The organism is Bordetella sp. 2513F2 (assembly GCF_054642735.1).
On the sequence record NZ_CM137755.1, the window covers coordinates 987,391 to 1,008,963 of the forward strand.

22 protein-coding genes and 3 tRNA genes are annotated in these 21,573 nt (G+C 67.8%); 13 read left to right on the forward strand and 12 right to left on the reverse strand.

Translation table 11 applies throughout. The annotated features are described in order from the left end of the window. Window positions 1-16: 16 nt before the first annotated feature. From ACYBYQ_RS04640 to ACYBYQ_RS04655, 4 genes are all read right to left on the reverse strand, one after another. Complete coding sequence (locus ACYBYQ_RS04640; RefSeq protein ID WP_459617242.1) at window positions 17-565, reverse strand: TIGR00645 family protein; 549 nt, start codon at window positions 563-565, stop codon at window positions 17-19. Window positions 566-696: 131 nt separating this feature from the next. Beyond that, window positions 697-770: transfer RNA gene (locus tag ACYBYQ_RS04645), tRNA-Cys, on the reverse strand. A 55-nt stretch (window positions 771-825) separates the two neighbouring features. Then, a tRNA-Gly gene (locus ACYBYQ_RS04650) sits at window positions 826-901 on the reverse strand. A gap of 65 nt (window positions 902-966) precedes the next feature. After that, window positions 967-1,042: transfer RNA gene (locus ACYBYQ_RS04655), tRNA-Gly, on the reverse strand. Between the two features lie 219 nt (window positions 1,043-1,261). Between ACYBYQ_RS04655 and murB the strand changes: the two genes are divergently transcribed. Further along, a complete protein-coding gene (gene murB, locus ACYBYQ_RS04660; protein WP_459617244.1) occupies window positions 1,262-2,332 on the forward strand; it encodes a UDP-N-acetylmuramate dehydrogenase in 1,071 nt (356 codons plus the stop codon). A 4-nt stretch (window positions 2,333-2,336) separates the two neighbouring features. On the opposite strand, the gene dapB is transcribed toward murB, so the two are convergent. Then, window positions 2,337-3,128: a 4-hydroxy-tetrahydrodipicolinate reductase gene (gene dapB, locus ACYBYQ_RS04665; RefSeq protein ID WP_459617246.1), complete on the reverse strand. Its 792-nt coding sequence runs from the start codon at window positions 3,126-3,128 to the stop codon at window positions 2,337-2,339. A 20-nt stretch (window positions 3,129-3,148) separates the two neighbouring features. After that, on the reverse strand, window positions 3,149-3,748 hold the full coding sequence (locus ACYBYQ_RS04670; RefSeq protein ID WP_459617248.1) for an outer membrane protein assembly factor BamE: 600 nt from the start codon (window positions 3,746-3,748) through the stop codon (window positions 3,149-3,151). A gap of 171 nt (window positions 3,749-3,919) precedes the next feature. On the opposite strand from ACYBYQ_RS04670, the gene fur reads away from it, so the two are divergent. Then, window positions 3,920-4,342, forward strand: coding sequence for a ferric iron uptake transcriptional regulator (gene fur, locus ACYBYQ_RS04675; protein ID WP_459617250.1), 423 nt, complete (start codon window positions 3,920-3,922; stop codon window positions 4,340-4,342). Between the two features lie 30 nt (window positions 4,343-4,372). Here the strand turns inward: fur and recN are convergent, their stop codons facing one another. Then, window positions 4,373-6,028, reverse strand: coding sequence for a DNA repair protein RecN (recN, locus tag ACYBYQ_RS04680; RefSeq protein ID WP_459617252.1), 1,656 nt, complete (start codon window positions 6,026-6,028; stop codon window positions 4,373-4,375). Between the two features lie 16 nt (window positions 6,029-6,044). Further along, window positions 6,045-6,950 (reverse strand): NAD kinase, encoded by a 906-nt coding sequence (locus ACYBYQ_RS04685; protein ID WP_459617254.1) that lies wholly within the window; start codon window positions 6,948-6,950, stop codon window positions 6,045-6,047. Window positions 6,951-7,065: 115 nt separating this feature from the next. Here ACYBYQ_RS04685 and hrcA point away from each other — a divergent pair, with 115 nt between their 5' ends. The 7 genes from hrcA to dnaJ all read left to right on the forward strand — a co-directional run bounded on the left by hrcA (window position 7,066) and on the right by dnaJ (window position 13,951). Further along, window positions 7,066-8,070, forward strand: a complete 1,005-nt coding sequence (gene hrcA / locus ACYBYQ_RS04690) for a heat-inducible transcriptional repressor HrcA (RefSeq protein WP_459617256.1) — start codon at window positions 7,066-7,068, stop codon at window positions 8,068-8,070. Window positions 8,071-8,129: 59 nt separating this feature from the next. Then, window positions 8,130-9,227, forward strand: a complete 1,098-nt coding sequence (hemH, locus tag ACYBYQ_RS04695; RefSeq protein ID WP_459617258.1) for a ferrochelatase — start codon at window positions 8,130-8,132, stop codon at window positions 9,225-9,227. A 97-nt stretch (window positions 9,228-9,324) separates the two neighbouring features. Further along, entirely contained in the window at window positions 9,325-9,555 is a 231-nt protein-coding gene (locus ACYBYQ_RS04700; protein WP_459617260.1) for a hypothetical protein, read from the forward strand. Between the two features lie 181 nt (window positions 9,556-9,736). After that, window positions 9,737-10,312, forward strand: coding sequence for a nucleotide exchange factor GrpE (gene grpE / locus ACYBYQ_RS04705; protein WP_459617263.1), 576 nt, complete (start codon window positions 9,737-9,739; stop codon window positions 10,310-10,312). Between the two features lie 9 nt (window positions 10,313-10,321). After that, on the forward strand, window positions 10,322-10,708 hold the full coding sequence (locus ACYBYQ_RS04710; protein ID WP_459617266.1) for a thioredoxin family protein: 387 nt from the start codon (window positions 10,322-10,324) through the stop codon (window positions 10,706-10,708). 69 nt (window positions 10,709-10,777) lie between these two features. Continuing rightward, window positions 10,778-12,703, forward strand: coding sequence for a molecular chaperone DnaK (gene dnaK / locus ACYBYQ_RS04715; protein WP_459617268.1), 1,926 nt, complete (start codon window positions 10,778-10,780; stop codon window positions 12,701-12,703). A 123-nt stretch (window positions 12,704-12,826) separates the two neighbouring features. Next, a complete protein-coding gene (dnaJ, locus tag ACYBYQ_RS04720) occupies window positions 12,827-13,951 on the forward strand; it encodes a molecular chaperone DnaJ (RefSeq protein WP_459617270.1) in 1,125 nt (374 codons plus the stop codon). 85 nt (window positions 13,952-14,036) lie between these two features. Here dnaJ and ACYBYQ_RS04725 read toward each other — a convergent pair whose 3' ends face one another. Then, window positions 14,037-16,784 (reverse strand): M16 family metallopeptidase, encoded by a 2,748-nt coding sequence (locus tag ACYBYQ_RS04725; protein ID WP_459617272.1) that lies wholly within the window; start codon window positions 16,782-16,784, stop codon window positions 14,037-14,039. Window positions 16,785-17,060: 276 nt separating this feature from the next. Between ACYBYQ_RS04725 and ACYBYQ_RS04730 the strand changes: the two genes are divergently transcribed. After that, window positions 17,061-17,396 carry a hypothetical protein gene (locus ACYBYQ_RS04730; protein WP_459617274.1) on the forward strand — a complete coding sequence of 112 codons (336 nt, stop codon included), beginning with the start codon at window positions 17,061-17,063 and terminating at the stop codon, window positions 17,394-17,396. 32 nt (window positions 17,397-17,428) lie between these two features. Continuing rightward, window positions 17,429-17,986 (forward strand): GNAT family N-acetyltransferase, encoded by a 558-nt coding sequence (locus tag ACYBYQ_RS04735; RefSeq protein WP_459617276.1) that lies wholly within the window; start codon window positions 17,429-17,431, stop codon window positions 17,984-17,986. Between the two features lie 22 nt (window positions 17,987-18,008). Here ACYBYQ_RS04735 and ACYBYQ_RS04740 read toward each other — a convergent pair whose 3' ends face one another. Beyond that, entirely contained in the window at window positions 18,009-19,181 is a 1,173-nt protein-coding gene (locus tag ACYBYQ_RS04740) for a vWA domain-containing protein (protein WP_459617278.1), read from the reverse strand. Between the two features lie 17 nt (window positions 19,182-19,198). Next, entirely contained in the window at window positions 19,199-20,071 is an 873-nt protein-coding gene (locus tag ACYBYQ_RS04745; RefSeq protein WP_459617280.1) for an AAA family ATPase, read from the reverse strand. Window positions 20,072-20,246: 175 nt separating this feature from the next. Between ACYBYQ_RS04745 and ACYBYQ_RS04750 the strand changes: the two genes are divergently transcribed. Both ACYBYQ_RS04750 and ACYBYQ_RS04755 read left to right on the forward strand, forming a co-directional pair. Next, window positions 20,247-20,606 carry a c-type cytochrome gene (locus tag ACYBYQ_RS04750; RefSeq protein WP_459617282.1) on the forward strand — a complete coding sequence of 120 codons (360 nt, stop codon included), beginning with the start codon at window positions 20,247-20,249 and terminating at the stop codon, window positions 20,604-20,606. Between the two features lie 14 nt (window positions 20,607-20,620). Continuing rightward, on the forward strand, window positions 20,621-20,986 hold the full coding sequence (locus ACYBYQ_RS04755; RefSeq protein ID WP_459617284.1) for a c-type cytochrome: 366 nt from the start codon (window positions 20,621-20,623) through the stop codon (window positions 20,984-20,986). A gap of 86 nt (window positions 20,987-21,072) precedes the next feature. Here the strand turns inward: ACYBYQ_RS04755 and ACYBYQ_RS04760 are convergent, their stop codons facing one another. Continuing rightward, entirely contained in the window at window positions 21,073-21,498 is a 426-nt protein-coding gene (locus ACYBYQ_RS04760; RefSeq protein ID WP_459617286.1) for a DUF1841 family protein, read from the reverse strand. Between the last annotated feature and the right edge of the window lie 75 nt (window positions 21,499-21,573).

A 21,573-nucleotide genomic window follows, 5' to 3' on the forward strand; every position in this document is an offset into this window, starting at 1 on the left:
CGCGGGCGGCGAAATCTCAGTGGTCGGTGCGCTTGGGTTCGTCCTGGGCGAGCTTGTCCACGTACGCGATCCCGATGGCCGACAGGATGAACACCACGTGGATGATGGTCTGCCACATGACGCCCTGGCTCGTGATGTTGGAGCCCGGCGTTCCCAGCTTGCTGACTTCGATGAACGTGCGCAGCAGGTGGATGGAGGAGATGCCGATGATGGCCATGGCCAGCTTCACCTTGAGCAGGCTGGCATTGACATGGCCCAGCCATTCGGGCTGGTCGGGGTGGCCCTCCAGGCCCAGCCGCGAAACGAAGGTCTCGTAGCCGCCTATGATCACCATGACCAGCAGGTTCGAGATCATCACCACGTCGATCAATCCGAGCACGATGAGCATGATCTCGAGCTCGCCGAACGAGGTGGCGTGGCTGACGAGGTGCCAGAGTTCCTTGAGGAACAGGAGCACGTAGACGCCCTGGGCGATGATGAGCCCCGCGTACAGCGGCAGTTGCAGCCAGCGGGAGCTGAAAATGAGGGCGGGCAGGGGTTTGAGGCGGGAAGCAGATTGGGTCATGTCGATCCGACGGACATCCGGGTGCGCGGATTCTATCAAGCGCGCAATGAAGCAGCGAAGACTGGAGCGGCAAACACGAAAAAGCCCTCGCTGCGCGGGGGCCTTATCGTGGACGTTATCGAGGGCGGTATTGGAGGCGCAAGCCGGAATCGAACCGACGTACACGGATTTGCAATCCGCTGCATAACCACTCTGCCATTGCGCCGGCAGCTCAACAAAAAAGGAAGCGCGGAAACGACCGAAGCTTCCTTTTTGGAACCTGGAGCGGGAAACGAGTCTCGAACTCGCGACCTCAACCTTGGCAAGGTTGCGCTCTACCAACTGAGCTATTCCCGCAGGATAACCTGCTGGTGCCTTAGCACCGGAACACCCGGCAGCGTGCCGGATCTTCCACCGAATTCTGGAGCGGGAAACGAGTCTCGAACTCGCGACCTCAACCTTGGCAAGGTTGCGCTCTACCAACTGAGCTATTCCCGCGTCGTGCCATGCCTGTGTTGCATGGATACTGCCATCCCGGTGGCATTGCAAGGGTGCTGAACTTCCGGCAAACCCGTTTTCAGCAAACCATCGGGAGCCGCGCATTATACATGAATCCGAAGGCGGTGGGCCTGAGCCTGATCCCCAGAAAGAGCGGGGATGCCGGTGATTCAAGTAATATGAGCGAAGACAGAAACTATAGCATAACCCTACCCATCGATGTCAACGCTGCCCATGCCGAAGGGCGCAGCTCCTTCGGCCACTCCGCCATTGCAACCCCGCGCCTGCGACCTCGGCTCCGCCAATACCCTGGGCCTGCCTTGCCGGGCCGAGCGCTGCGTGGACATCGGCCATGCCTCGCAGCTGGGTGCCCTGTCGGACCTGGCCGATACGCTGGGCCTGCCGCTGGTTCTGGGCGGCGGCAGCAACGTGGTGCTGCCCGAAACGCTCGCCACGCTCGTGGCGCGGGTGCGGCTGGCGGGCGTGCGGCTGGTGGCCGAGCGGCCCGATGCCTGGGTGGTGGAGGCCGCGGCCGGCGAGAGCTGGCACGGCCTGGTGGCGCAATGCGTGGCGCAGGGCTGGGACGGCTTGGAGAACCTGGCGCTGATCCCGGGCACGGTGGGTGCCGCGCCGGTCCAGAACATCGGCGCCTATGGGGTGGAGCTGGCCGACCGGTTCGAGGGGCTTGCGGCCTGGCACGTTCCGGGCCGGCGCCTGCATCGCCTGGGGCGCGAGGAATGCGGCTTCGCCTACCGGGACAGCATCTTCAAGCATGCCCGCCCCGGCGAGTGGCTGATCGTGTCGGTGCGCCTGGCGCTGCCGCGCCCCTGGCAGCCCGTGCTCGATTATCCCGACCTGCGGCGCAACGATGCGCTGGCGCAGGGCCGGCCCACGGCCCGGGCCATCTTCGAGGCTGTCTGCGCGATACGCCGCGCCAAGCTGCCGGACCCGGCGGAGATCGGCAATGCGGGCAGCTTCTTCAAGAATCCGCTGGTGCCGGCCCAGGTGCGCGATGCGCTGCTGGCGCGCCACCCGGGGCTGGTGTCGTATCCCCAGCCGGATGGCCGCTACAAGCTGGCGGCCGGGTGGCTGATAGACCAGTGCGGGTGGAAAGGACGTGCGCGCGGCCCGGCCGGCGTGCACGACCGCCAGGCCCTGGTGCTGGTGAACCGCGGCGGCGCGCGGGCCGCCGACATCCTGGCCCTGGCCCGAGCCGTGCAGGCCGACGTGCAGGCGCGCTACGGGGTGCTGCTCGAGCCCGAGCCGGTGGTGGTGCCGGCGGGCGGGTAGGGCGCTACAGCCCCAGCACGGCCTGCATGTCGTAGAGGCCGTGGTGCTTGCCGCCCAGGAAGCGGGCGGCGCGCAGCGAGCCCTGGGCATACGTGAGGCGGCTGCTGGAGCGGTGGGTGATCTCGATGCGTTCGCCGGCGCCGCAGAAATACACGGTGTGGTCGCCGACGATGTCGCCGCCGCGCACCACCGAAAAGCCTATGGTGCCGGGTTCGCGCACGCCGGTGTCGCCGTGACGCGTCCAGGTCGCCACGTCGGGCAGCGCCACGTTCCAGGCCGAAGCGATGGTCTCGCCCATCTTGAGCGCCGTTCCCGAGGGGGCATCGACCTTGTTGCGGTGGTGGGCCTCGAACACTTCGACGTCGTAGCCGCTGTTCAGGATGCGTGCCGCCATGTCGAGCAGCTTCAGGGTGGCGTTGACGCCCACGCTCATGTTGGGCGCGAACACGATGGCGATCTGCTGCGCGGCGACTTCGATGGCGGCGCGGCCGCTGTCGTCGAAACCCGTGGTGCCGATGACCAGGCGGGTGCCATGCCGTACGCAGGCCTGCAGGTGGCGCAGCGTGCCCTCGGGGCGGGTGAAGTCGATGAGGCAGTCGGCCCCGGCCAGCGCGTCGAGCTGGTCGGTGACGAGCACGCCGGTTTCCCGGCCGAGGAATGCGCCGGCATCCTGGCCCAGCGCCGGCGAACCGGGCCGGTCGAGGGCGACGGCGAGCTGCAGGTCGGGGGCGTCGAGCACCGCTTCGATCAGCATCTGGCCCATCCGGCCGCGGCATCCGGCGATGGCGATGCGCATGGCGTTTTCGTTTTCCGGAGTCATCGGAGCGGCTCGGCGTCGTTGGACGGATTTGGCGTTTCGGCGCCCGGCGGCGTCGGCTGCTGCGGCGCGTTCAGGATCATTTCCCGCCTGCCGGTGGAGGGCTCTTCGGCCGGCGCCCGCTCGTCCGCATCGGTTGCGGCTTTCGAGTCTGCCCCTGCATCCGCGTCGGGGTCGGCGCCGGGTTCGGTATAGGCGGGCGTCGTCTTGTCGATCTGGAACGGCTCCACCGTGGGCTGCTTGTCGCCGCTCCAGCGCACCAGCCTGTCGTTCTCGAACCAGACCGTGAACTTGCGTTCTTCCGGCTCGCCGTAGCCCGGCTTGAAATAATAGGGGTAGTCCCAGCGGTCGGCATGCAGTACGCTGGTGAGCGTGGGGCTGCCGAGCGCGAAGCGGACCTGCTCGCGCGTCATGCCAGGCTGCAGCAGGGCGATCTGTTCCTGCGTGATCCAGTTGCCCTGCTGGACGTCGATCTTGTAGGGAAAGCCCCATTTGCCGGAGGAGCAGCCGGCCAGGGCGGCAGCCAGTGCCGCCGCCAGCAGGATGGCCCGCAGGGGCCGGCTGGCGGAGCGGATCGGAGTACGTGCAGTCGTGGACACTTGCGCCCCTGTTATTGATAAACGGGTAAAACCGTTATCATAAAGGTTTCATGACGACAGTTCCGTGCGACCGTCCTGCCGGCGGCAGAACGGTGAGGCTGGGCGGGTTGCCAGCGGCAAGCGGAACCTGTGGTTTCCTGGTCCATGCCAGCGCGGGCGGAGAGCGAAACAATGAGCGACCAAAGCGAACTTAAGAACATGGGCCTGAAGGCGACCTTCCCTCGCCTGAAAATCCTCGACATCTTCCGCAAGTCCGGCGAGCGCCATCTCAGCGCCGAGGATGTCTATCGTGCACTGATCGGCGAGAACGTCGAGATCGGGCTGGCCACGGTCTATCGGGTGCTCACGCAGTTCGAGCAGGCAGGCATCCTCACGCGCAGCCAGTTCGACACCGGCAAGGCCGTGTTCGAACTCAACGATGGCGATCACCACGACCATCTCATCTGCACCAACTGCGGAACCGTGGTGGAATTTTCCGACCTGGACATCGAGAAGCGCCAGCACAAGGTGGCCAAGGACAACGGCTTCGTGCTCGAAAGCCATGCCATGGTGCTGTACGGCATCTGCAACAACTGCCAGAAGTCGTCGCGCTGAGGCCCGCGGCGTGCGCCGGCCGCGCCGGGATCATGCCGGCGCCGAGACGCCCAGCATTTCACGCGCATGGCTGCGCGTGGTTTCGGTGATGCGGATGCCGCCCAGCATGCGGGCCAGTTCCTCGACCCGCCCCGACTGATCCAGTTCCACGATCTGCGAACGGGTGGTGCCGCCCGACTCCGATTTGCTTACGCGGTATTGCGTGGCGCCGCAGGCCGCCACCTGGGGCAGGTGCGTCACGCACAGCACCTGGTGGCGCGCGCCGAGTTCGCGCAGCAGCTTGCCCACCACTTCGGCCACCGCGCCGCCCACTCCGCTGTCGACTTCGTCGAAGATCAGGGTGGGCACGCGCGCCGCGCGGCTGGCAATCACGGACAGCGCCAGCGAGATGCGAGACAGTTCGCCGCCGGAGGCCACCTTGGCCAGCGGGCGCGGCGTGGTGCCGGCATGGCCGGCCACGCGGAACTCCACGGTTTCACTGCCGTGCGCCGACGGCGCGCCGGGCGCCAGCACCACTTCGAAGCGGCCGCCCTGCATGGCAAGCGTCTGCATGGCCTGGCTGACCTGCCGGCCGAGATCCTTGGCGACCTTCTGGCGTGCGGCCGACAGCCGCGCGGCGGCCGCTTCGTATTCCTGCTGCGCCGCCTCGGTGCGGGCGCGCAGCGCGTCGACGTCGGCGGCCTCCTGCATCTCGGCCAGGCGCGCGTGCAGGGAGTCGCGCAGGGCGGGCAGCTCCTGCGGTTCGGCCCGGAATTTGCGGGCCGTCTCGAAGATGGCCCCCAGGCGCGCCTCGACGTCGGCCAGCCGCTGCGGATCGAGCTCGATGCGGGCCACGTAGCTGTTGAGGTCGGAAACCGCTTCGCCGATGGCGATGCCGGCGGATTCGAGCTCGTCGAGTATGCCCTGCAAGGCGGCATCGTGGCGCAGCATCTGCTGCACGCGCTGGACGGCCACCGTGACGCGGTGCCGGGCGGAGTCGTGCTCGCCGTCCAGCGCGTCCAGCACCTGGGCGGCGCCGTCGAGCAGCGATTGCGCATGCGCCAGGCGGGTATGTTCGGCCTGGATGGCATCCCATTCGTCGGGGCCGAGGCCGAGCTGGTCGAGCTGGTCGGCCTGCCACTGCAGGCGTTCGCGTTCGGCGGCCAGGGCGCCGGCGTCGTGCTCGGCGGCCTCGAGCTGCTGCAGCAGCTCGCGCCAGCGCTTCCAGGCCTGGGACGTGGCCTGCCGCAGCGCCGCGTGGCCGCCGTGGGCGTCGAGCAGGTCGCGCTGGGCGTCGGCGCGCATCAGGCTCTGGTGGGCGTGCTGGCCATGGATGTCGACCAGGCTGTCGCCCAGTTCGCGCAGCAGCGCCACGGTGACCGGCGTGCCGTTCAGGTAGGCGCGGCTGCGGCCCTGCGCATCGATGACGCGGCGCAGTGCGAGTTCGTCGCCGGCGTCGAGTTCGCGCTCGGCCAGCCAGCTGCGCACCGGTTCGGGCGCGTCGAACACCGCGGTGATGTCGGCGCGGCTGGCGCCCTCGCGCAGCACGCCCGCGTCGGCGCGCTCGCCCAGGGCCAGCGCCAGGGCGTCGACGAGTATGGACTTGCCGGCGCCGGTTTCTCCGGAAAACACCGTGAAGCCGGGCCCGAAGTGGATCTCGGCCTGGTCGACGATGACGAAGTCGCGGATATGCAGAGTGCGCAGCATGATGACGGTTGCGCGGCTATTCGACCGGGTTGTTGTCGGTAGCCTGCGGCATGAGGTTCCAGTGCAGTTTGCGTCGCAGGGTGGAGAAGAAGCTGTAGCCTTCGGGGTGCACGAAGCGTACCGTGTGCGGCGCGCGCTGCACGGTGATGCGGTCGCCCGGCTGCAGGTCGGACCAGGTCTGCATGTCGAAGTGCGCGCTGGCGCCCACTTCGACGCGGCCCATGGCCGTGAGCGTCAGGTTGAGCACGCCGCTGTCGGGGATGACGATGGGGCGGTTCGACAGAGTCTGCGGCGCCACCGGCACCAGCACCATGGCGTTCAGGCCCGGGTGCAGCAGCGGGCCGTTGGCCGACAGCGCATAGGCCGTGGATCCGGTGGGCGTGGCGATGATCAGGCCGTCGGCGCGCTGGGTATACATATAGGACCCGTCGAGTTCCACCCGCACCTCGATCATGCCGCCGCGCCCGGCGCGGTTCAGGACCACGTCGTTGAGGGCGGAGGCCGAGTACATCTGCTGCTCCCCGCGCCAGACGCTGCCCTGCAGCAGCATGCGCTCCTCGGCCTGGTAGCTGCCCTCGAGCACCCGCGCCAGCGCGCTGTGGGCGTCCTGCAGCGGGATGTCGGTGATGAAGCCGAGGCGCCCGTGGTTGATGCCCACCAGCGGCACGCCGTAGGGAGCCAGGTGGCGCGCGGCGCCCAGCACCGTGCCGTCGCCGCCCATGACCACGGCCAGCGCGGCCGACCGGCCGATTTCCTGGATGTCGGCTGCCGGATACTCGTGCACCTGCGTGTTGCGGGCGGTCTCGGCCTCGATCAGCACCTTGCGGCCTGCCTGCGTGAGCATGTGCGCCAACGCCCGCAGGGGGGCGTCCAGGCCGGTGTCCTGGTACCTGCCGATCAGGGCAACGGTAGGAAAATGCATGAATCTGACTCTGTCTGGGCGGGAACGCACGGGGTGAGCCGATTATAGGGGGCGGCTTGCCCGCCGGGCAGGACAAAAATCGCCGCTTGCGCAAATCTTTCCCTAAAATAGTGTCATGGACGATCGTGCTCGTGCACTACTCAAGGCGTTGATCGAACGCTACATCGCCGACGGGCAACCGGTCGGTTCGCGTACGCTTTCCAAGGTCTTCGATCTGTCGCCCGCCACGATACGCAACGTCATGGCCGACCTCGAAGACCAGGGGCTGATCCACAGCCCGCACACCTCCGCCGGCCGGGTGCCCACGCCCCGCGGCTACCGCATGTTCGTCGATTCGCTGCTCGCCGTGCGGCCCTACCAGTTTCAGCCGGCCAACATCGGCGAACTGCTGCCGGTGGCCGAGCCCACCCGCGCCGTGAATGCCGCGGCGGCGCTGCTGTCCAACCTCACCCAGTTCGCGGGCGTGGTGCTCACGCCCAAGCGCTCTCAGGTGTTCCGCCAGATCGAATTCATCCGGCTGTCCGACCGGCGGGTGCTGCTCATCATCGTCACGCCCGACGGCGACGTGCAGAACCGCATCATGTCGGTGCAGCGCGATTACTCGGAATCGGAGCTGATCGAGGCGGGCAACTTCTTCAACGTGCATTTCTCCGGAAAGTCCTTCGACGCGGTGCGGCGCACGCTGGCCACCGAGCTGGCGCAGCTGCGCGAAGACATCAGCCGGCTCATGCAGGCCGCGGTCGAGGCCAGCGCCGAGGCGGCCGACGACGGCGATGCGGTCGTGATCTCGGGCGAGCGCAAGCTGCTGGACGTGACCGACATCGCGTCCGACATGGACCGCCTGCGCAAGATGTTCTCGCTGTTCGAGAAGAAGACCGACCTGCTGCAGCTGCTGGACGTCTCCAGCCGCGCGCAGGGCGTGCAGATCTACATCGGCGGCGATTCCCAGCTGGTGCCCCTCGAAGACGTTTCGGTGATCACCGCGCCCTACGGGGTCGACGGCAAGGTGGTCGGCACGCTGGGCGTGATCGGCCCCACGCGCATGGCCTACGAGCGGGTGATCCCCATCGTCGACATCACGGCCCGGCTGTTGTCCAACGCCCTCAGCCACAATCAATAAGCAGTCCAACAGCATGGGCCGGCCGCCTGCGCGGGGCGGGGCCCGGAGGTGTCCACGTCGTGTTCCTACGCTTGTTCAAGTACCTGTGGCCGGAGCGCTACCTGCCCGAGACGCCGGGGCGCGACCTGCTCGACGAGACGCCGCCGCCCTACGCGCCCGGGCGGGTCGGGGTGCTGCTGGTCAATCTCGGCACTCCGGCCACGCCGGGGCGGGCCGACATACGCCGGTACCTGGGCGCCTTCCTGTCGGACCCGCGCGTGATCGAGATCCCGCGCTACCTGTGGCTGCCCATCCTGCACGGGCTCGTGCTGACCCTGAGGCCGGCCAAACTCGAGCCGCGCTATCGCGGCATCTGGATGGAAGGCGGTTCGCCGCTGCTGGTATACAGCCTGCGGCAGGCCGAGGGCCTGGCGCAGGCGCTGCGCGCCCGCGGCCTGGACGTGGACGTGGAGCTCGGCATGCGCTATGGCGAACCGTCGCTGCCGGCCGCCATCGACGCGCTGCGGCGCCGCGGCTGCGAGCATGTGCTGACCGTTCCGCTGTATCCGCAGTATGCGGCGTCGACCACCGCCACGGTGGTCGACGCCGTCACCCGGCACGCGGGACGCCTGCGCGACCAGCCGGCGCTGCGTTTCGTCAAGCGCTTCCACGCCGATCCGGGCTATATCGCCGCGCTGGTCGGGCGCATCCAGTCGTACTGGGCCGAGCACGGTCGTCCGCAGAAGCTCGTCATGAGCTTTCACGGCCTGCCGCGCTATTCCATCGAATTGGGCGATCCCTATTACCGCGACTGCCAGCAGACCGCCGCCCTGTTGCGCGAGGGCCTGGGCCTGGCGCAGGACGAGGTGGAAATCACGTTCCAGAGCCGCTTCGGGTCGGCGCGCTGGCTCGAGCCCTATACCGAGCCCACGCTGAAGATGCTGGCGCAGCAGGGCGTGCGCGAGGTCGACGTCGTCTGCCCCGGTTTCCTGGCCGATTGCCTGGAGACGCTGGAGGAGATCGGCATGGAGTGCCGCGATGCCTTCCTGCAGTCCGGCGGCACGCGCTTTCGCTACATTCCTGCCCTGAACGACAGCGACGCCTGGGTGGCGGCCCTGGCGGCGCTGGTCGACAATCACTTACAAGGCTGGCCGGTGCGTCCGGCCGCCTCCCTATAAACTGGAGACGATCAACTGGAACCGGCCGGCGTGCGGCGCGTGCGCGGCCCGCCGGCCTTTCGGGCGAGCGCCCGCACTTTCCTGAAGGAGGCGACGCATGACTACCCCGTCCAAACCCAGTGCTGCCGGCAATCCGGGCCAGGACCGTCCTCCCGGCGAGGACGACATGGAACGCGACCTGGACGAGGCGCTCGAGGAAACCTTCCCGGCGAGCGACCCCATTGCGATCCGTCCCGAGTCGCAACGCGAGGACCGGGTGGACGAGGCGCTCGAAGACACGTTCCCGGCCAGCGATCCGCCCTCGCCGGTGCAGCCGGACAAGAAGTGACCGCAACGGGCGCCGCAGGCGCCCGTTGCGCTTCTGCCCCTGCGCCCCGGGGCCGGACCGGCCGGGATGCGGCGGGAGGTACGAGCCCCTGTCCAGCGAAAATTTTGCATGCAGGCCTTGAAATGGGGGCGGGTGCCCCCATGGTCCATGCGACGCCATTGAAATTTACCGGAGGAATTCCATGACGGCACCTCAAGCGCCTGTCGACCCGACCCCCGATCCCGCTTCCCAGGGCGAGGCCGGTTCCGCGCCCCAGGCTGAAACCCAGCCCGGCGACCCGCAGGCCGAGATCGCCGCGCTGCGCGCCGAGCTCGAAGCCGTCCAGGCCGAGCTCAAGGCCCACCAGGACCAGGCGCTGAGGGCGCTGGCCGAGTCCGAGAACGTGCGCCGGCGCGCCCAGGACGACGTCGCCAAGGCGCGCAAGTTCGGCATCGAATCGTTTGCCGAGAGCCTGGTTCCCGTCAAGGACAGCCTGGAGGCCGCGCTGGCCCAGGCGGACCAGACCGTGGACACCCTGCGCGAAGGCGTCGAAATGACCCTCAAGCAGCTCTCGGCCGCTTTCGAGCGCAACCTGCTCAAGGAAATCGCTCCCGCGCAGGGCGACAAGTTCGACCCGCACCTGCACCAGGCGATTTCTTCCGTGCCGGCCGAGCAGCCGGCCAATACGGTGGTGCAGTGCCTGCAGAAGGGCTATGCCATCGCCGACCGTACCCTGCGCCCGGCGCTGGTGGTGGTATCCGCAGGCCAGCAGGGCTAGGAGCCGGACATGGCCGCCTCGTTCAACCCCGCGCAGATCTTCGAGACCTTCGGCATGCGCCACGTCGGCAGCGATGACTTCGACCGGCTGGTGGTCGAGGCGCCCGGCGACGACCTGCGCTGCGTGTTCCTGTGGGGCGAAGACTGTTACAACTGCAATGTGTTCAAGCAGACCGCCCTGTTGCACCGCGAGGCCCTGCTGGCGCTGGGGCTGACGTGGTTCGAGGCGGACGTCTATGCCGACGAGGCGCTGGGCCGCCGTTTCGCCCTGCACGGCGTGCCCACGTTCGTGCTGTACCGCTCGGGCAGGCGGCTGGGCCGCATCACGGGCTGGCCCGGGCTGCCCCAGTTCACCGAGGCAATGCGGCGCCAGCAACAGGGCCTTGAAAAACCCTGACGGCAACCCCAGTTAGGCTGGGACTGAGTTTTTCACCCGAATTTTCGCGATTTCTTCAAGGCAGACACCATGAGCAAAATCATCGGCATCGACCTGGGCACCACCAACAGCTGCGTGGCTGTGCTGGACGGTGGCCAGGTCAAGATCATCGAAAACGCCGAGGGCGCCCGCACCACGCCCTCCATCGTCGCCTACATGGACGACGGCGAAACCCTGGTGGGCGCGCCGGCCAAGCGCCAGGCCGTCACCAATCCCAAGAACACCCTGTACGCGGTGAAGCGCCTGATCGGCCGCAAGTTCGACGAAAAGGCGGTGCAGAAAGACATCGACCTGATGCCCTACAGCATCGTCAAGGCCGACAACGGCGACGCCTGGGTCGAAGTGCGCGGCAAGAAGCTCGCGCCGCCCCAGGTGTCGGCCGAAGTGCTGCGCAAGATGAAAAAGACCGCCGAGGACTACCTGGGCGAGGAAGTCACCGAGGCCGTGATCACGGTGCCGGCCTACTTCAACGACAGCCAGCGCCAGGCCACCAAGGACGCCGGCCGCATCGCCGGGCTGGAAGTCAAGCGCATCATCAACGAGCCTACCGCGGCGGCGCTGGCCTTCGGCCTCGACAAGACCGAGAAGGGCGACCGCAAGATCGCCGTGTACGACCTGGGCGGCGGCACGTTCGACGTGTCCATCATCGAGATCGCCGACGTGGACGGCGAGAAGCAGTTCGAGGTGCTGTCGACCAACGGCGACACGTTCCTGGGCGGCGAGGACTTCGACCAGCGCATCATCGACTACATCATCGCCGAGTTCAAGAAAGAGCAGGGCGTCGACCTGTCGAAGGACGTGCTGGCGCTGCAGCGCCTGAAGGAAGCCGCCGAGAAGGCCAAGATCGAGCTGTCCGCCAGCCAGCAGACCGAGATCAACCTGCCGTACATCACGGCCGACGCCTCGGGCCCCAAGCACCTGAACCTGAAGATCACCCGCGCCAAGCTGGAAGCGCTGGTCGAGGACCTCATCGAGCGCACCATCGAGCCGTGCCGCGTTGCCATCAAGGATGCGGGCGTCAAGGTCTCCGACATCGACGACGTGATCCTGGTCGGCGGCATGACCCGCATGCCCAAGGTGCAGGAGAAGGTCAAGGAATTCTTCGGCAAGGATCCGCGCAAGGACGTCAACCCTGACGAAGCCGTCGCCGCCGGCGCCGCCATCCAGGGTTCCGTGCTGTCGGGCGACCGCAAGGACGTGCTGCTGCTCGATGTGACGCCGCTGTCGCTGGGCATCGAGACCCTGGGCGGCGTCATGACCAAGATGATCCAGAAGAACACCACGATCCCCACCCGGTTCTCGCAGGTGTTCTCCACCGCCGACGACAACCAGCCGGCAGTGACCATCAAGGTGTTCCAGGGCGAGCGCGAGATTGCCGCGGGCAACAAGGCGCTGGGCGAGTTCAATCTCGAGGGCATCCCGCCCGCGCCGCGCGGCGTGCCGCAGATCGAGGTGACCTTCGACATCGACGCCAACGGCATCCTGCACGTGTCGGCCAAGGACAAGGGCACGGGCAAGGAAAACAAGATCACGATCAAGGCCAACTCGGGTCTGTCCGAAGAGGAGATCCAGCGCATGGTCAAGGATGCCGAGGCCAATGCCGAGGAAGACCATCGCCTCGCCGAGCTGGCCCAGGCCCGCAACCAGGCCGATGCGCTGGTGCACGCCACCCGCAAGTCGCTGGGCGAGTACGGCGACAAGCTGGAGGCTTCCGAGAAGGAAGCCATCGAGCAGGCCGTCAAGGACCTCGAAGAGGTGCTCAAGACCGGCGACAAGGCCGAGATCGACGCCAAGGTTGCCGCGCTGTCCACCGCCTCGCAGAAGCTCGGCGAGAAGATGTACGCCGATGCGCAGGCGCAGCAGCAGCAGGGCGCCCAGCAGGCGGCCGACGAAGCCAAGCCGGCCGACGACAACGTGGTCGACGCCGACTTCAAGGAAGTCAAGCGCGACCAGTGATGGCCTGCGCCCGATACTGATGGCCCTCGCCTGCCCTCGGCCGCCCGGTAGCCGGATTTCCGCCTACCGGGCGGGCCGTTTTGTGTAGTACTGAAACAAGGTTCCGTCCGGACCCATCCCGACATGGCAAAACGCGACTACTACGAAATCCTCGGCGTGGCGAAGAACGCCTCCGAAGAAGAACTCAAGAAGGCCTACCGCAAGCTGGCCATGAAATACCATCCGGACCGCAATCCGGACAGCAAGGAGGCCGAGGAGAAGTTCAAGGAAGCCAAGGAGGCCTACGAGGTCCTGACCGACGAGCAGAAGCGCGCCGCCTATGACCGCTACGGCCACGCCGGCGTGGATCCGAACGCGGCCGGCATGGGCGGCGCCGGCATGGGTGGGGGTTTTGCCGATGCCTTCGGCGACATCTTCGGCGAGATCTTCGGCGGCGGCCGGCGCGGCGGAGGCGGTCCGCAGGTGTATCGCGGCGCCGACCTCAAGTACGCGCTGGAGATCACGCTGGAGCAGGCGGCAAGCGGTTTCGACACCGAGATCCGCGTGCCCAGCTGGGAGAACTGCGATACCTGCCATGGCAGCGGCGCCAAGCCCGGCACGTCTCCCAAGACCTGCCGCACCTGCGGCGGCGCCGGCGCGGTGCGCATGCAGCAGGGCTTCTTCAGCGTGCAGCAGACCTGCCCCACCTGCCACGGCAGCGGCAAGGAGATCACCGATCCCTGCCCCGCCTGCGACGGCGTGGGCCGCATCCGCCGCAACAAGACCCTGCAGGTGAAGATCCCGGCGGGCATCGACGACGGCATGCGCATCCGTTCCAGCGGCAACGGCGAGCCCGGCCTGAATGGCGGGCCGCCGGGCGACCTGTACGTCGAGATCCACATCAAGCAGCACAAGATCTTCCAGCGCGACGGCGACGACCTCCACTGCGAGCTCACCATTCCGTTCACCACGGCGGCGCTCGGCGGCGAGATCCAGGTGCCTACGCTGGGAGGCAAGGCGGAGATCTCCATCCCCGAGGGCACGCAGTCGGGCAAGACCTTCCGCCTGCGCGGCAAGGGCGTGCGGGGCGTGCGCGCCAGCTATCCCGGCGACCTGTACTGCCACGTGGTGGTCGAGACGCCGGTACGCCTGAGCGACGAGCAGAAGGCAATCCTGCGCCAGTTCGAAGCCTCGCTGAACGACGGCGGAGACCGCCATTCGCCCCAGAGCAAGTCGTGGACGGACCGCGTGAAGGAGTTCTTCTCCTGATCGGGGATGCTGCACCGCCAGCAGGAAAGACGAAGCCTCCCTCGGGAGGCTTCGTCGTTGTTGAAGGGCCGGATGCGGCCCCGGCCTATTTCTTGTCGAAATCGCCCGCCACGGCGCTGCTCAGCGCCTGCGGCTTCAGGTACTTGCGCAGCGCCGCGTTGACGGCCTCGGGCGTCAGGGCCTTGAGCCTGGCGTCGATGTCGGCCGACCACGCGAAGGTGCGGTCGGTCTTGAGGTAGTCGATCCAGGCGCCGGCCAGCACGTCGTCCTGCGAGCGGGCCAGGGTGCGGTAATTGAGCAGCGCCCGGATGCCGTCGCGCACCTCGGCCTCGGTGAAGCCCGAATCCAGCGCGCGGCGCAGTTCTTCGGACACCGCCGCCTCCAGCCGCTGGCGGTTCTGGGGCGCGTAGATGGCGTAGACGGTCCAGTTGCCCGACGGTTCGAACGACGACACCGACAGGTTGCTGCGCACGTTGTACGACAGGCCCTCGGTTTCGCGCACGCGGTGCCACAGGCGCGAGGTCTCGGAAGTGCCGAGCAGGAAGTTGGCCAGATACAGGGCGGGGAAGTCCGGGTCGGTGTCCTGCAGGGCCACGGGCATGCGCGCGATGTAGAAGGCGTTCGCCTTGTCCGGCGTCGGCAGCGTGAACTGCCGGGCCGGCACCTCGCGATAGGGCTGGTCCAGGCGCGTGTACGGGGCGCCCGGCTGCCATCCCTGCAAGCCGCGGGTGAGCGCCTGCTCCACCGCCTGCACGTCGAAGTCGCCCACCGCCGAGAACTTCACCCGGCCGGCGCCATAGAAGGTGTCATGGAAGGACTGCAGCTGCGCCCGGGTCAGGCCCTGCACTTCGGCCAGCGCCTCCTCGAAGCTGGGCACATAGCGGACGTCGTCGGCCGGCCATGGATTGGCATGGCGCGACAGCGCGCGCGACGCCAGGGACGTGGGTTCGGTCATCGCGTCCTGCAGGCCGGTGGCCACCTGCCGCTTGTACTCCGCCAGTTCGGCTTCGGGGAAGTTCGCGTTGCGGATCACGTCCAGCACCAGGCTCACGAGCTCCGGCAGGTGCTCGCGGGCGGTGGACATGGTGATTTCGAGATCGGTGCCCGCGCCTTCGAACGCCACCTCCGCCTGCAGGCGGTCGAAGCGGTCCTGGATGGCCTGGCGGGTCAGCTCGGCCGTCCCGCGTGCCAGCAGGTCGGCGGTGGCCGAGGCCGCCAGGCGCTGGCCCCGCAACGACCGGGCGTCGCCGAACTGCAGCAGCAGCTGGGCCTGCACGCGTCCGCCGCGGGTGGCCTTGGGCAGCAGCGCGAGCTGCAGCTGGCCGTTGGGCAGGTCCAGCGTGCGCCGCTGCGTGAGCGCGTCGATATTGGCCGGGGTGGGGTCGAAGGCGGCAGCGGCCTGGAAGTCCGGATCCCCCTGGTAACCCTCGAAGATCCTGGCGAGGTCCGGGGTCTCGCCCTGCGGGGCACGCTCGGGCTTGGCCGTGGGCAGATAGCGGCCTTCGGTGCGGTTGCTGCGTACCAGGTAGGCGGTGGCCACGCGCTGCACGTCATCGAGGCTGGCGGCCTTCACGCGGTCGCGCTGCAGGAAGAACAGCCGCCAGTCGCCGGCTGCGATCGCTTCCGACAGGGCAACCCCCACGCGCTCGGGGTCCGCATAGGTCTGCTGCCAGCTCGTCAGCCACTTGCTGCGGGCGCGTTCCAGTTCTTCCCCGGTGAAGGGCTGCTTGCCCAGCGATTCCAGCGTGGTGGTGAGCGTGGCGAGGGCCTTGTCCGGGTCCATGTCGGGCTGCAGCTGCGCGCCGAACATGGCGATGCCCGGGTCGTGCTGGTCCATGGAGAAGCCGAACACCGCAGCGGCCTGGCCGGTGGGGACCAGGGCATGGTAGAGGCGGCCGGACGGCGTGTCGCCCAGGATGGTGGTGGCGAGGTCGAAGGGCACGTAGTCGGCGCTTGCGGCAGCGGGGGCGTGATAGACGGCGGCCACCAGCGGCGTGCCGCCGGCGCGGCGCAAGGTGACGGCGCGCTCGCCGTCCTGCACCGGCTCCACGGTGTATTCGGGCGGCAGCGTGCGCTTGGGCCGCGGCAGCTTGCCCAGCGTGTCGCGGATGTCCTGCAGCGTGGCCACGGGATCGAACTTGCCGGCCACGATGAGCACGGCGTTGTCCGGCTGGTAATACTGGCGGTAGAAGGCCCGCAGCTGTTCGACGTCGACGTTCTCCACATCGGAGCGCGCGCCTATGGTGCTCTTGCCGTAGTTGTGCCACTGGTAGGCGGCGGCCTGCATCTTCTGCATGAGCACGCGGAACGGGTTGTTCTCGCCGCTTTCCATCTCGTTGCGCACCACGGTCATCTCGGAATCGAGGTCCTTCTTGTCGATCAGCGAGTTCACCATGGCATCGGCCTGCCAGCCCAGGTACCACTTGAGCGTGTCGGGGTCGGCCGCGAAGCTGGCGAAATAATTGGTGCGGTCCGACGAGGTGGAGCCGTTGGCCTGCAGCCCCCGGCGCGAGAACTCGCCCAGGGCGTTGCGGATGTCGGGCGTGCCCTTGAACAGCATGTGCTCCAGCAGGTGCGCCATGCCGGTCTGGCCGTAGTTCTCGTGGCGCGATCCCACCAGATACGTCATGTTCACGGTGGTGGTCGGCTTGGACTCGTCCGGCGCGAGCAGCACGCGCAGCCCGTTCTCGAGCCGGTATTCGGTGATGCCTTCCACCGACGCCACCTCGGAGACGCCGGCCGGGGGCTCGGCTGCCATGCCCGGGAAGGCGAGGAAGGCGGATACCAGCAGGAAATGCAGGCGGCGCGACAACGCCGGAAAGAGTGAACGCATATCGGGGAGTTCCTGTCAGCGGGACGAATCCGTTGGAGTGTATACGCAGCGGCGGGTTCCTCCGCCACGGCGTGCCGGCAGGCGCAGCCGCCCCGGAGCCGTTTGAAGCGCTTCAGTGTGCGGGTGTAAGCTATTGAAGACAAAGAAATAATCCAGGCGGGGCGAGGCGCGGACAGCGCCCCGCCGCCGTCGGGCGCCGGGCGGGCCCAGGCCTGCGGGGAAGGCGCGCGTGCGCGATGCCGGCAGAGGCCGGCCTTCAACCGGAGGACACATCCCATGCTGCATGATCTCGTTACCCAGGCCTTGTCGCAACTGTTCGGACAGGACCGCGGCGGCCAGCCGGCAGGGCGCTTCCGCTATGCCTATGCCAGCGACGACGGCCGCTACGTTGCCATCCTGACCCACGAGCTGGTGACCTACGTGGTCGACGTTCCGCAGAAGCGCTATTTTGCCGAACGTGCAGGGCTGCCCTGCGGCTTCGCCGGCCACGTGCTCGAAATGGAAGACGCGCCGCGGCGCCAGCGGACGCTGCCTGCCAACGACATCTTCGACCTGGACCTGGAGGCCGAGGACATCGACTGGCGCGTCTGCCCGGGAGCGCGGGCGGCCTGAGTTCCGCCGCGCTCCTGGCTACAATGCGCGGCATGAGCCTTCCGCCGCCTGCCGGTCCGTGCGCCGGCGCCACCCTGATCGATTGCACGCACGCGCGCCATGCCGCCGCCATCCTGGCCATCTTCAACGACGCCATCCTGACGTCCACGGCCCTGTACGACTACAAGCCGCGGACCATGGCGTCCATGGATGCCTGGTTCCAGGCCAAGTCGGCCGGCGGATTCCCCGTGATCGGCTACGAGGATGCCGACGGCCAGCTCATGGGCTTTGCCAGCTACGGCACCTTCCGCGCCTGGCCGGCCTACAAGTATTCGGTGGAGCACTCGGTGTACGTGGATGCGCGCTATCGCGGCCGCGGCCTGGGCGAGGCGCTGCTGCGCCATCTGGTGGCCCGCGCCCGCGCCAACGACGTGCACGTCATGGTCGGCGGGATCGACGCGGCGAACGGCGCCAGCATTGCGCTGCACCGCAAGCTGGGATTCGTGCACGCCGGCACCATCACGCAGGCGGGCTTCAAGTTCGGCCGCTGGCTGGACCTGGCCTTCTACCAGCTCACGCTCGATACCCCTGCCCAGCCCCGGGACGGCTGAGCGCCGGGCAGAGGCGCCGCGCCTATTTCGACAGCAGGCGCATCGCCTGCTCGAGGCCGGCCACCGTGACGGGGTACATGCGGCCCTGCATGATGTCGCGCATCAGCGCAATGGACTGCCGGTAGCGCCACGACGCCGAGGGCTCGGGATTGAGCCATGCCGCCTTGGGCCAGGCATCGAGCAGCCGCCGCATCCATGCCGCGCCGGTCTCCTTGTTGTAGTGCTCGACCGAACCGCCGGGCTGCAGGATCTCGTACGGGCTCATGGTGGCGTCGCCGACGATGATCAGGCGCCAGTCGGCGTTGTAGCGGCGCAGGATGTCCCAGGTGTCGAAACGCTCGGACTGCCTGCGGCGGTTGCTCTGCCACAGGCTTTCGTAGGGGCAGTTGTGGAAGTAATAGACCTCGAGGTTGCGGAATTCGCTGCGCGCCGCCGAGAACAGCTCCTCGACGCGCGTGATGTGGTCGTCCATGCTGCCGCCCACGTCCAGCAGCATCAGCACCTTGGCGTTGTTGCGCCGCTCGGGCACCAGCCGGAGGTCGAGGTGGCCGGCATTGCGCGCCGTGCTGGCGATGGTGTCGTCGAGGTCGAGCTCGAGGTCCGCGCCGTCGCGCGCGAAGCGCCGCAGGCGGCGCAGGGCCACCTTGAAATTGCGCGTGCCGAGTTCTACCTGGTCGTCGTAGTCGCGGAACTGCCGCAGGTCCCAGACCTTCACCGCCGTGCGGTTGCCGGCCGACTCGCCGCCCACGCGTATGCCTTCCGGATGGTAGCCGCCGTTGCCGAAGGGCGAGGTGCCGCCGGTGCCTATCCACTTGCTGCCGCCGGCGTGGCGTTCGTGCTGCTCCTCGAGGCGCTGCTTGAAGAGCTCCATGAGCTTGTCCCAGCCATGCTGCCGGATGGCTGCCTTTTCCTCGGGCGTGAGGCTGTTCTCGAACTGCTTGACCAGCCAGTCGAGCGGGATGTCCTTGCCGGCCGGCAGCGCGGCCTCGATGCCCTTGTAGTAGGCCGCGAAGGCCTGGTCGTAGCGGTCGTAGAGGGATTCGTCCTTGATCAGCGCAGTGCGGGCGAGGAAGTAGAAATCGTCCAGCGTCGGCGTCATCACGCCGCCGCGCAGCGCGCCCAGCAGCGTGAGGTACTCCTGCACCGAGACCGACAGACGGTGCGCGCGCAGGTGGTAGAAGAAGTCGATCAACATGGCGACGCGGGGGGAATTCAGCGGCGGGTCATGGCCGAAAGCCGCTCCAGCAGCTGCATGTCCTGTTCGTTCTTGAGCAGGGCGCCGGCCAGCATGGGCACCGCCGTGGCGGCGTGGGCCTCGATCTGCGCGGCGGTGGCGTCCTCGGCCAGCAGCAGGCGCAGCCAGTCGAGCAGTTCGGACGTGGAGGGCTTCTTCTTGAGGCCGGGCGCTTCGCGCAGCGCGAAGAAGGTGTCCAGGGCCGCGCGCAGCACGTCCTGCTTGAGGTCGGGGTAGTGCACCGCCACGATCTCGCGCATGGTCTCGCGGTCGGGGAAGCGGATGTAGTGGAAGAAGCAGCGGCGCAGGAAGGCGTCGGGCAGGTCCTTCTCGTTGTTGGATGTGATGATGACCAGCGGCCGGTGGCGCGCGGCAATGGTCTGGCGCGTCTCGTATACATGGAACTCCATGCGGTCGAGCTCGCGCAGCAGGTCGTTGGGGAATTCGATGTCGGCCTTGTCGATCTCGTCGATCAGCACCACCACGGGCTGCTCCGACTCGAAGGCCTGCCACAGCGTGCCCTGCACGATGTAGTTGCGGATGTCGCGCACTTTCTCGTCGCCCAGCTGCGAATCGCGCAGGCGCGAGACCGCGTCGTATTCGTAGAGGCCCTGCTGCGCCTTGGTGGTGGACTTGATGTGCCATTGCAGCAGCGGGCGGCCCAGCGCACGGGCCACTTCCTCGGCCAGCATGGTCTTGCCGGTGCCGGGCTCGCCCTTGATCAGCAGCGGCCGCTGCAGCGTGAGGGCGGCGTTCACCGCGAGCTTGAGGTCGTCGGTAGCGACGTAGCGGTCGGTGCCTTCGAAACGGGACGCGGGATGCGGGGCAGGGGATGCGGGGAATGAGGACATGGCAGGCGATCGGGGCAGGATGGGCGCGGTTGCGCCCGCAAACCACACAGTATGGACCTGGATCAATTATCGTACAATGCTGGCGTTTGCCAGCAGGGTCAGTGCGAACAGGTTCTCGCCCCGCTGTGGTGTACCAGCTTCATTCCTCAGACATACCAAGAGAAGAGACAAGCTTATGAAGTTGAGACGTCCCCTGAAGCACATGTTGCCTCTGCTGGCCCTGGCGGCCTCCTGTGCCATGGCCGGCCAGGCCCGCGCCCAGGCTGCCGGCGCGCCTGCCGCCGGCAATGTGCAGAACGCGCGCGACAAGGTGTCCATGTGCATCGGCTGCCACGGCATACCTGGCTACAAGGCGTCGTTCCCGGAGCTCTACCACGTGCCCATGATCGCGGGCCAGAATGCCAGGTACATCGAGGCGGCTCTCAACGAATACAAGAAGGGCGCGCGCAGCCATCCCACGATGGACGCCATCGCCGGCAGCCTGTCCGACCAGGACATCGCCGACCTGGCCGCCTACTACGCCAATCTCAAGTGACCCGGGGAGAGACCATGAATCGCGCGACTCTCGCCCTCGCGGGCGCCATCCTCGCCCTGGCCGGCCTCGCGCCGGCGCAGGCCCAAGACCTGGCCGCCGGCAAGGCCGTGTTCGACAAAATGAACTGTGCCTCGTGCCATGGCGCCGATGCCAAGACCTCGGTGCAGCCCGAGTACCCGGTCCTGGCGGGGCAGCATGCCGACTACCTGGCGCATGCGCTGCGCGCCTACAAGCGGGGCGCCTCCGGCAGCCCCGCCACCGCCAACGTGCGCAAGAATCCCATCATGGGCGCATTCGCGGCGCAGCTGTCCGACCAGGACATCGTCAACGTCGCGGCCTGGCTGTCGTCGCTGCCCAGCGACCTCGGCGTGCGGCGCTGAACCCGGCAGCCCGGGAAATCCGACTCCACCCACGGCCCGCCCGGCAGACGCCGCGGCGGGCCGTGTCGCCATGGCGCAATGCGCGCTCAGCGCCCCGCGCGCTGGCGGATGAGCTCGATGTAGGCGTCGCTGTCGAGCGGCGTGCCCAGGCGCTGGGCTTCCCACACCACCTGCCCCAGGCACTCCATGATCTCGTGCGCCGCCTGGTGCGCGTCGCTGCGCGCGACCAGCTTCTGGTAGGCGGCGCGGATGCCGCGCGGATGGTCGATGGACAGCTGCTCGGCGATGGCCAGGTGCATCGACAGATGCAGGAACGGATTGGTGCGGCCCTGCTCGACCGGATACTCGGCCTCGGACGCGGCGGGACTTTCGAGGTCGCCGTGGTACTCCGGATGCTCGATGATCCAGTCCAGCGCCATGGACTCGAGCGGCGTGAGGACTTCGGCGGCGCGGTGCTTGCGCCAGGTCTGGACGAAGAATTCGCGGACCTGTTCGCGGGAAGGGTTGAACATCGGATGGGGTGCAGGACGGCGGGAAAACTCCGATTTTACGCCCGGGCGCAGGTGGCCCCCAGTGGGGGCAGGAGA

What these genes read in the sequence shown, in the direction of transcription:
- ACYBYQ_RS04640 (WP_459617242.1), bottom strand. Translation starts at nt 565, where the DNA reads ATGACCCAATCTGCTTCCCGCCTCAAACCCCTGCCCGCCCTCATTTTC.
- ACYBYQ_RS04745 (WP_459617280.1), bottom strand. Translation starts at nt 20,071, where the DNA reads ATGTCCTCATTCCCCGCATCCCCTGCCCCGCATCCCGCGTCCCGTTTC.
- ACYBYQ_RS04725 (WP_459617272.1), bottom strand. Translation starts at nt 16,784, where the DNA reads ATGCGTTCACTCTTTCCGGCGTTGTCGCGCCGCCTGCATTTCCTGCTG.
- ACYBYQ_RS04730 (WP_459617274.1), top strand. Translation starts at nt 17,061, where the DNA reads ATGCTGCATGATCTCGTTACCCAGGCCTTGTCGCAACTGTTCGGACAG.
- ACYBYQ_RS04750 (WP_459617282.1), top strand. Translation starts at nt 20,247, where the DNA reads ATGAAGTTGAGACGTCCCCTGAAGCACATGTTGCCTCTGCTGGCCCTG.
- ACYBYQ_RS04700 (WP_459617260.1), top strand. Translation starts at nt 9,325, where the DNA reads ATGACTACCCCGTCCAAACCCAGTGCTGCCGGCAATCCGGGCCAGGAC.
- fur (WP_459617250.1), top strand. Translation starts at nt 3,920, where the DNA reads ATGAGCGACCAAAGCGAACTTAAGAACATGGGCCTGAAGGCGACCTTC.
- recN (WP_459617252.1), bottom strand. Translation starts at nt 6,028, where the DNA reads ATGCTGCGCACTCTGCATATCCGCGACTTCGTCATCGTCGACCAGGCC.
- ACYBYQ_RS04685 (WP_459617254.1), bottom strand. Translation starts at nt 6,950, where the DNA reads ATGCATTTTCCTACCGTTGCCCTGATCGGCAGGTACCAGGACACCGGC.
- grpE (WP_459617263.1), top strand. Translation starts at nt 9,737, where the DNA reads ATGACGGCACCTCAAGCGCCTGTCGACCCGACCCCCGATCCCGCTTCC.
- ACYBYQ_RS04760 (WP_459617286.1), bottom strand. Translation starts at nt 21,498, where the DNA reads ATGTTCAACCCTTCCCGCGAACAGGTCCGCGAATTCTTCGTCCAGACC.
- ACYBYQ_RS04740 (WP_459617278.1), bottom strand. Translation starts at nt 19,181, where the DNA reads ATGTTGATCGACTTCTTCTACCACCTGCGCGCGCACCGTCTGTCGGTC.
- dapB (WP_459617246.1), bottom strand. Translation starts at nt 3,128, where the DNA reads ATGCGCATCGCCATCGCCGGATGCCGCGGCCGGATGGGCCAGATGCTG.
- ACYBYQ_RS04735 (WP_459617276.1), top strand. Translation starts at nt 17,429, where the DNA reads ATGAGCCTTCCGCCGCCTGCCGGTCCGTGCGCCGGCGCCACCCTGATC.
- dnaK (WP_459617268.1), top strand. Translation starts at nt 10,778, where the DNA reads ATGAGCAAAATCATCGGCATCGACCTGGGCACCACCAACAGCTGCGTG.
- hrcA (WP_459617256.1), top strand. Translation starts at nt 7,066, where the DNA reads ATGGACGATCGTGCTCGTGCACTACTCAAGGCGTTGATCGAACGCTAC.
- ACYBYQ_RS04755 (WP_459617284.1), top strand. Translation starts at nt 20,621, where the DNA reads ATGAATCGCGCGACTCTCGCCCTCGCGGGCGCCATCCTCGCCCTGGCC.
- ACYBYQ_RS04710 (WP_459617266.1), top strand. Translation starts at nt 10,322, where the DNA reads ATGGCCGCCTCGTTCAACCCCGCGCAGATCTTCGAGACCTTCGGCATG.
- dnaJ (WP_459617270.1), top strand. Translation starts at nt 12,827, where the DNA reads ATGGCAAAACGCGACTACTACGAAATCCTCGGCGTGGCGAAGAACGCC.
- murB (WP_459617244.1), top strand. Translation starts at nt 1,262, where the DNA reads ATGTCAACGCTGCCCATGCCGAAGGGCGCAGCTCCTTCGGCCACTCCG.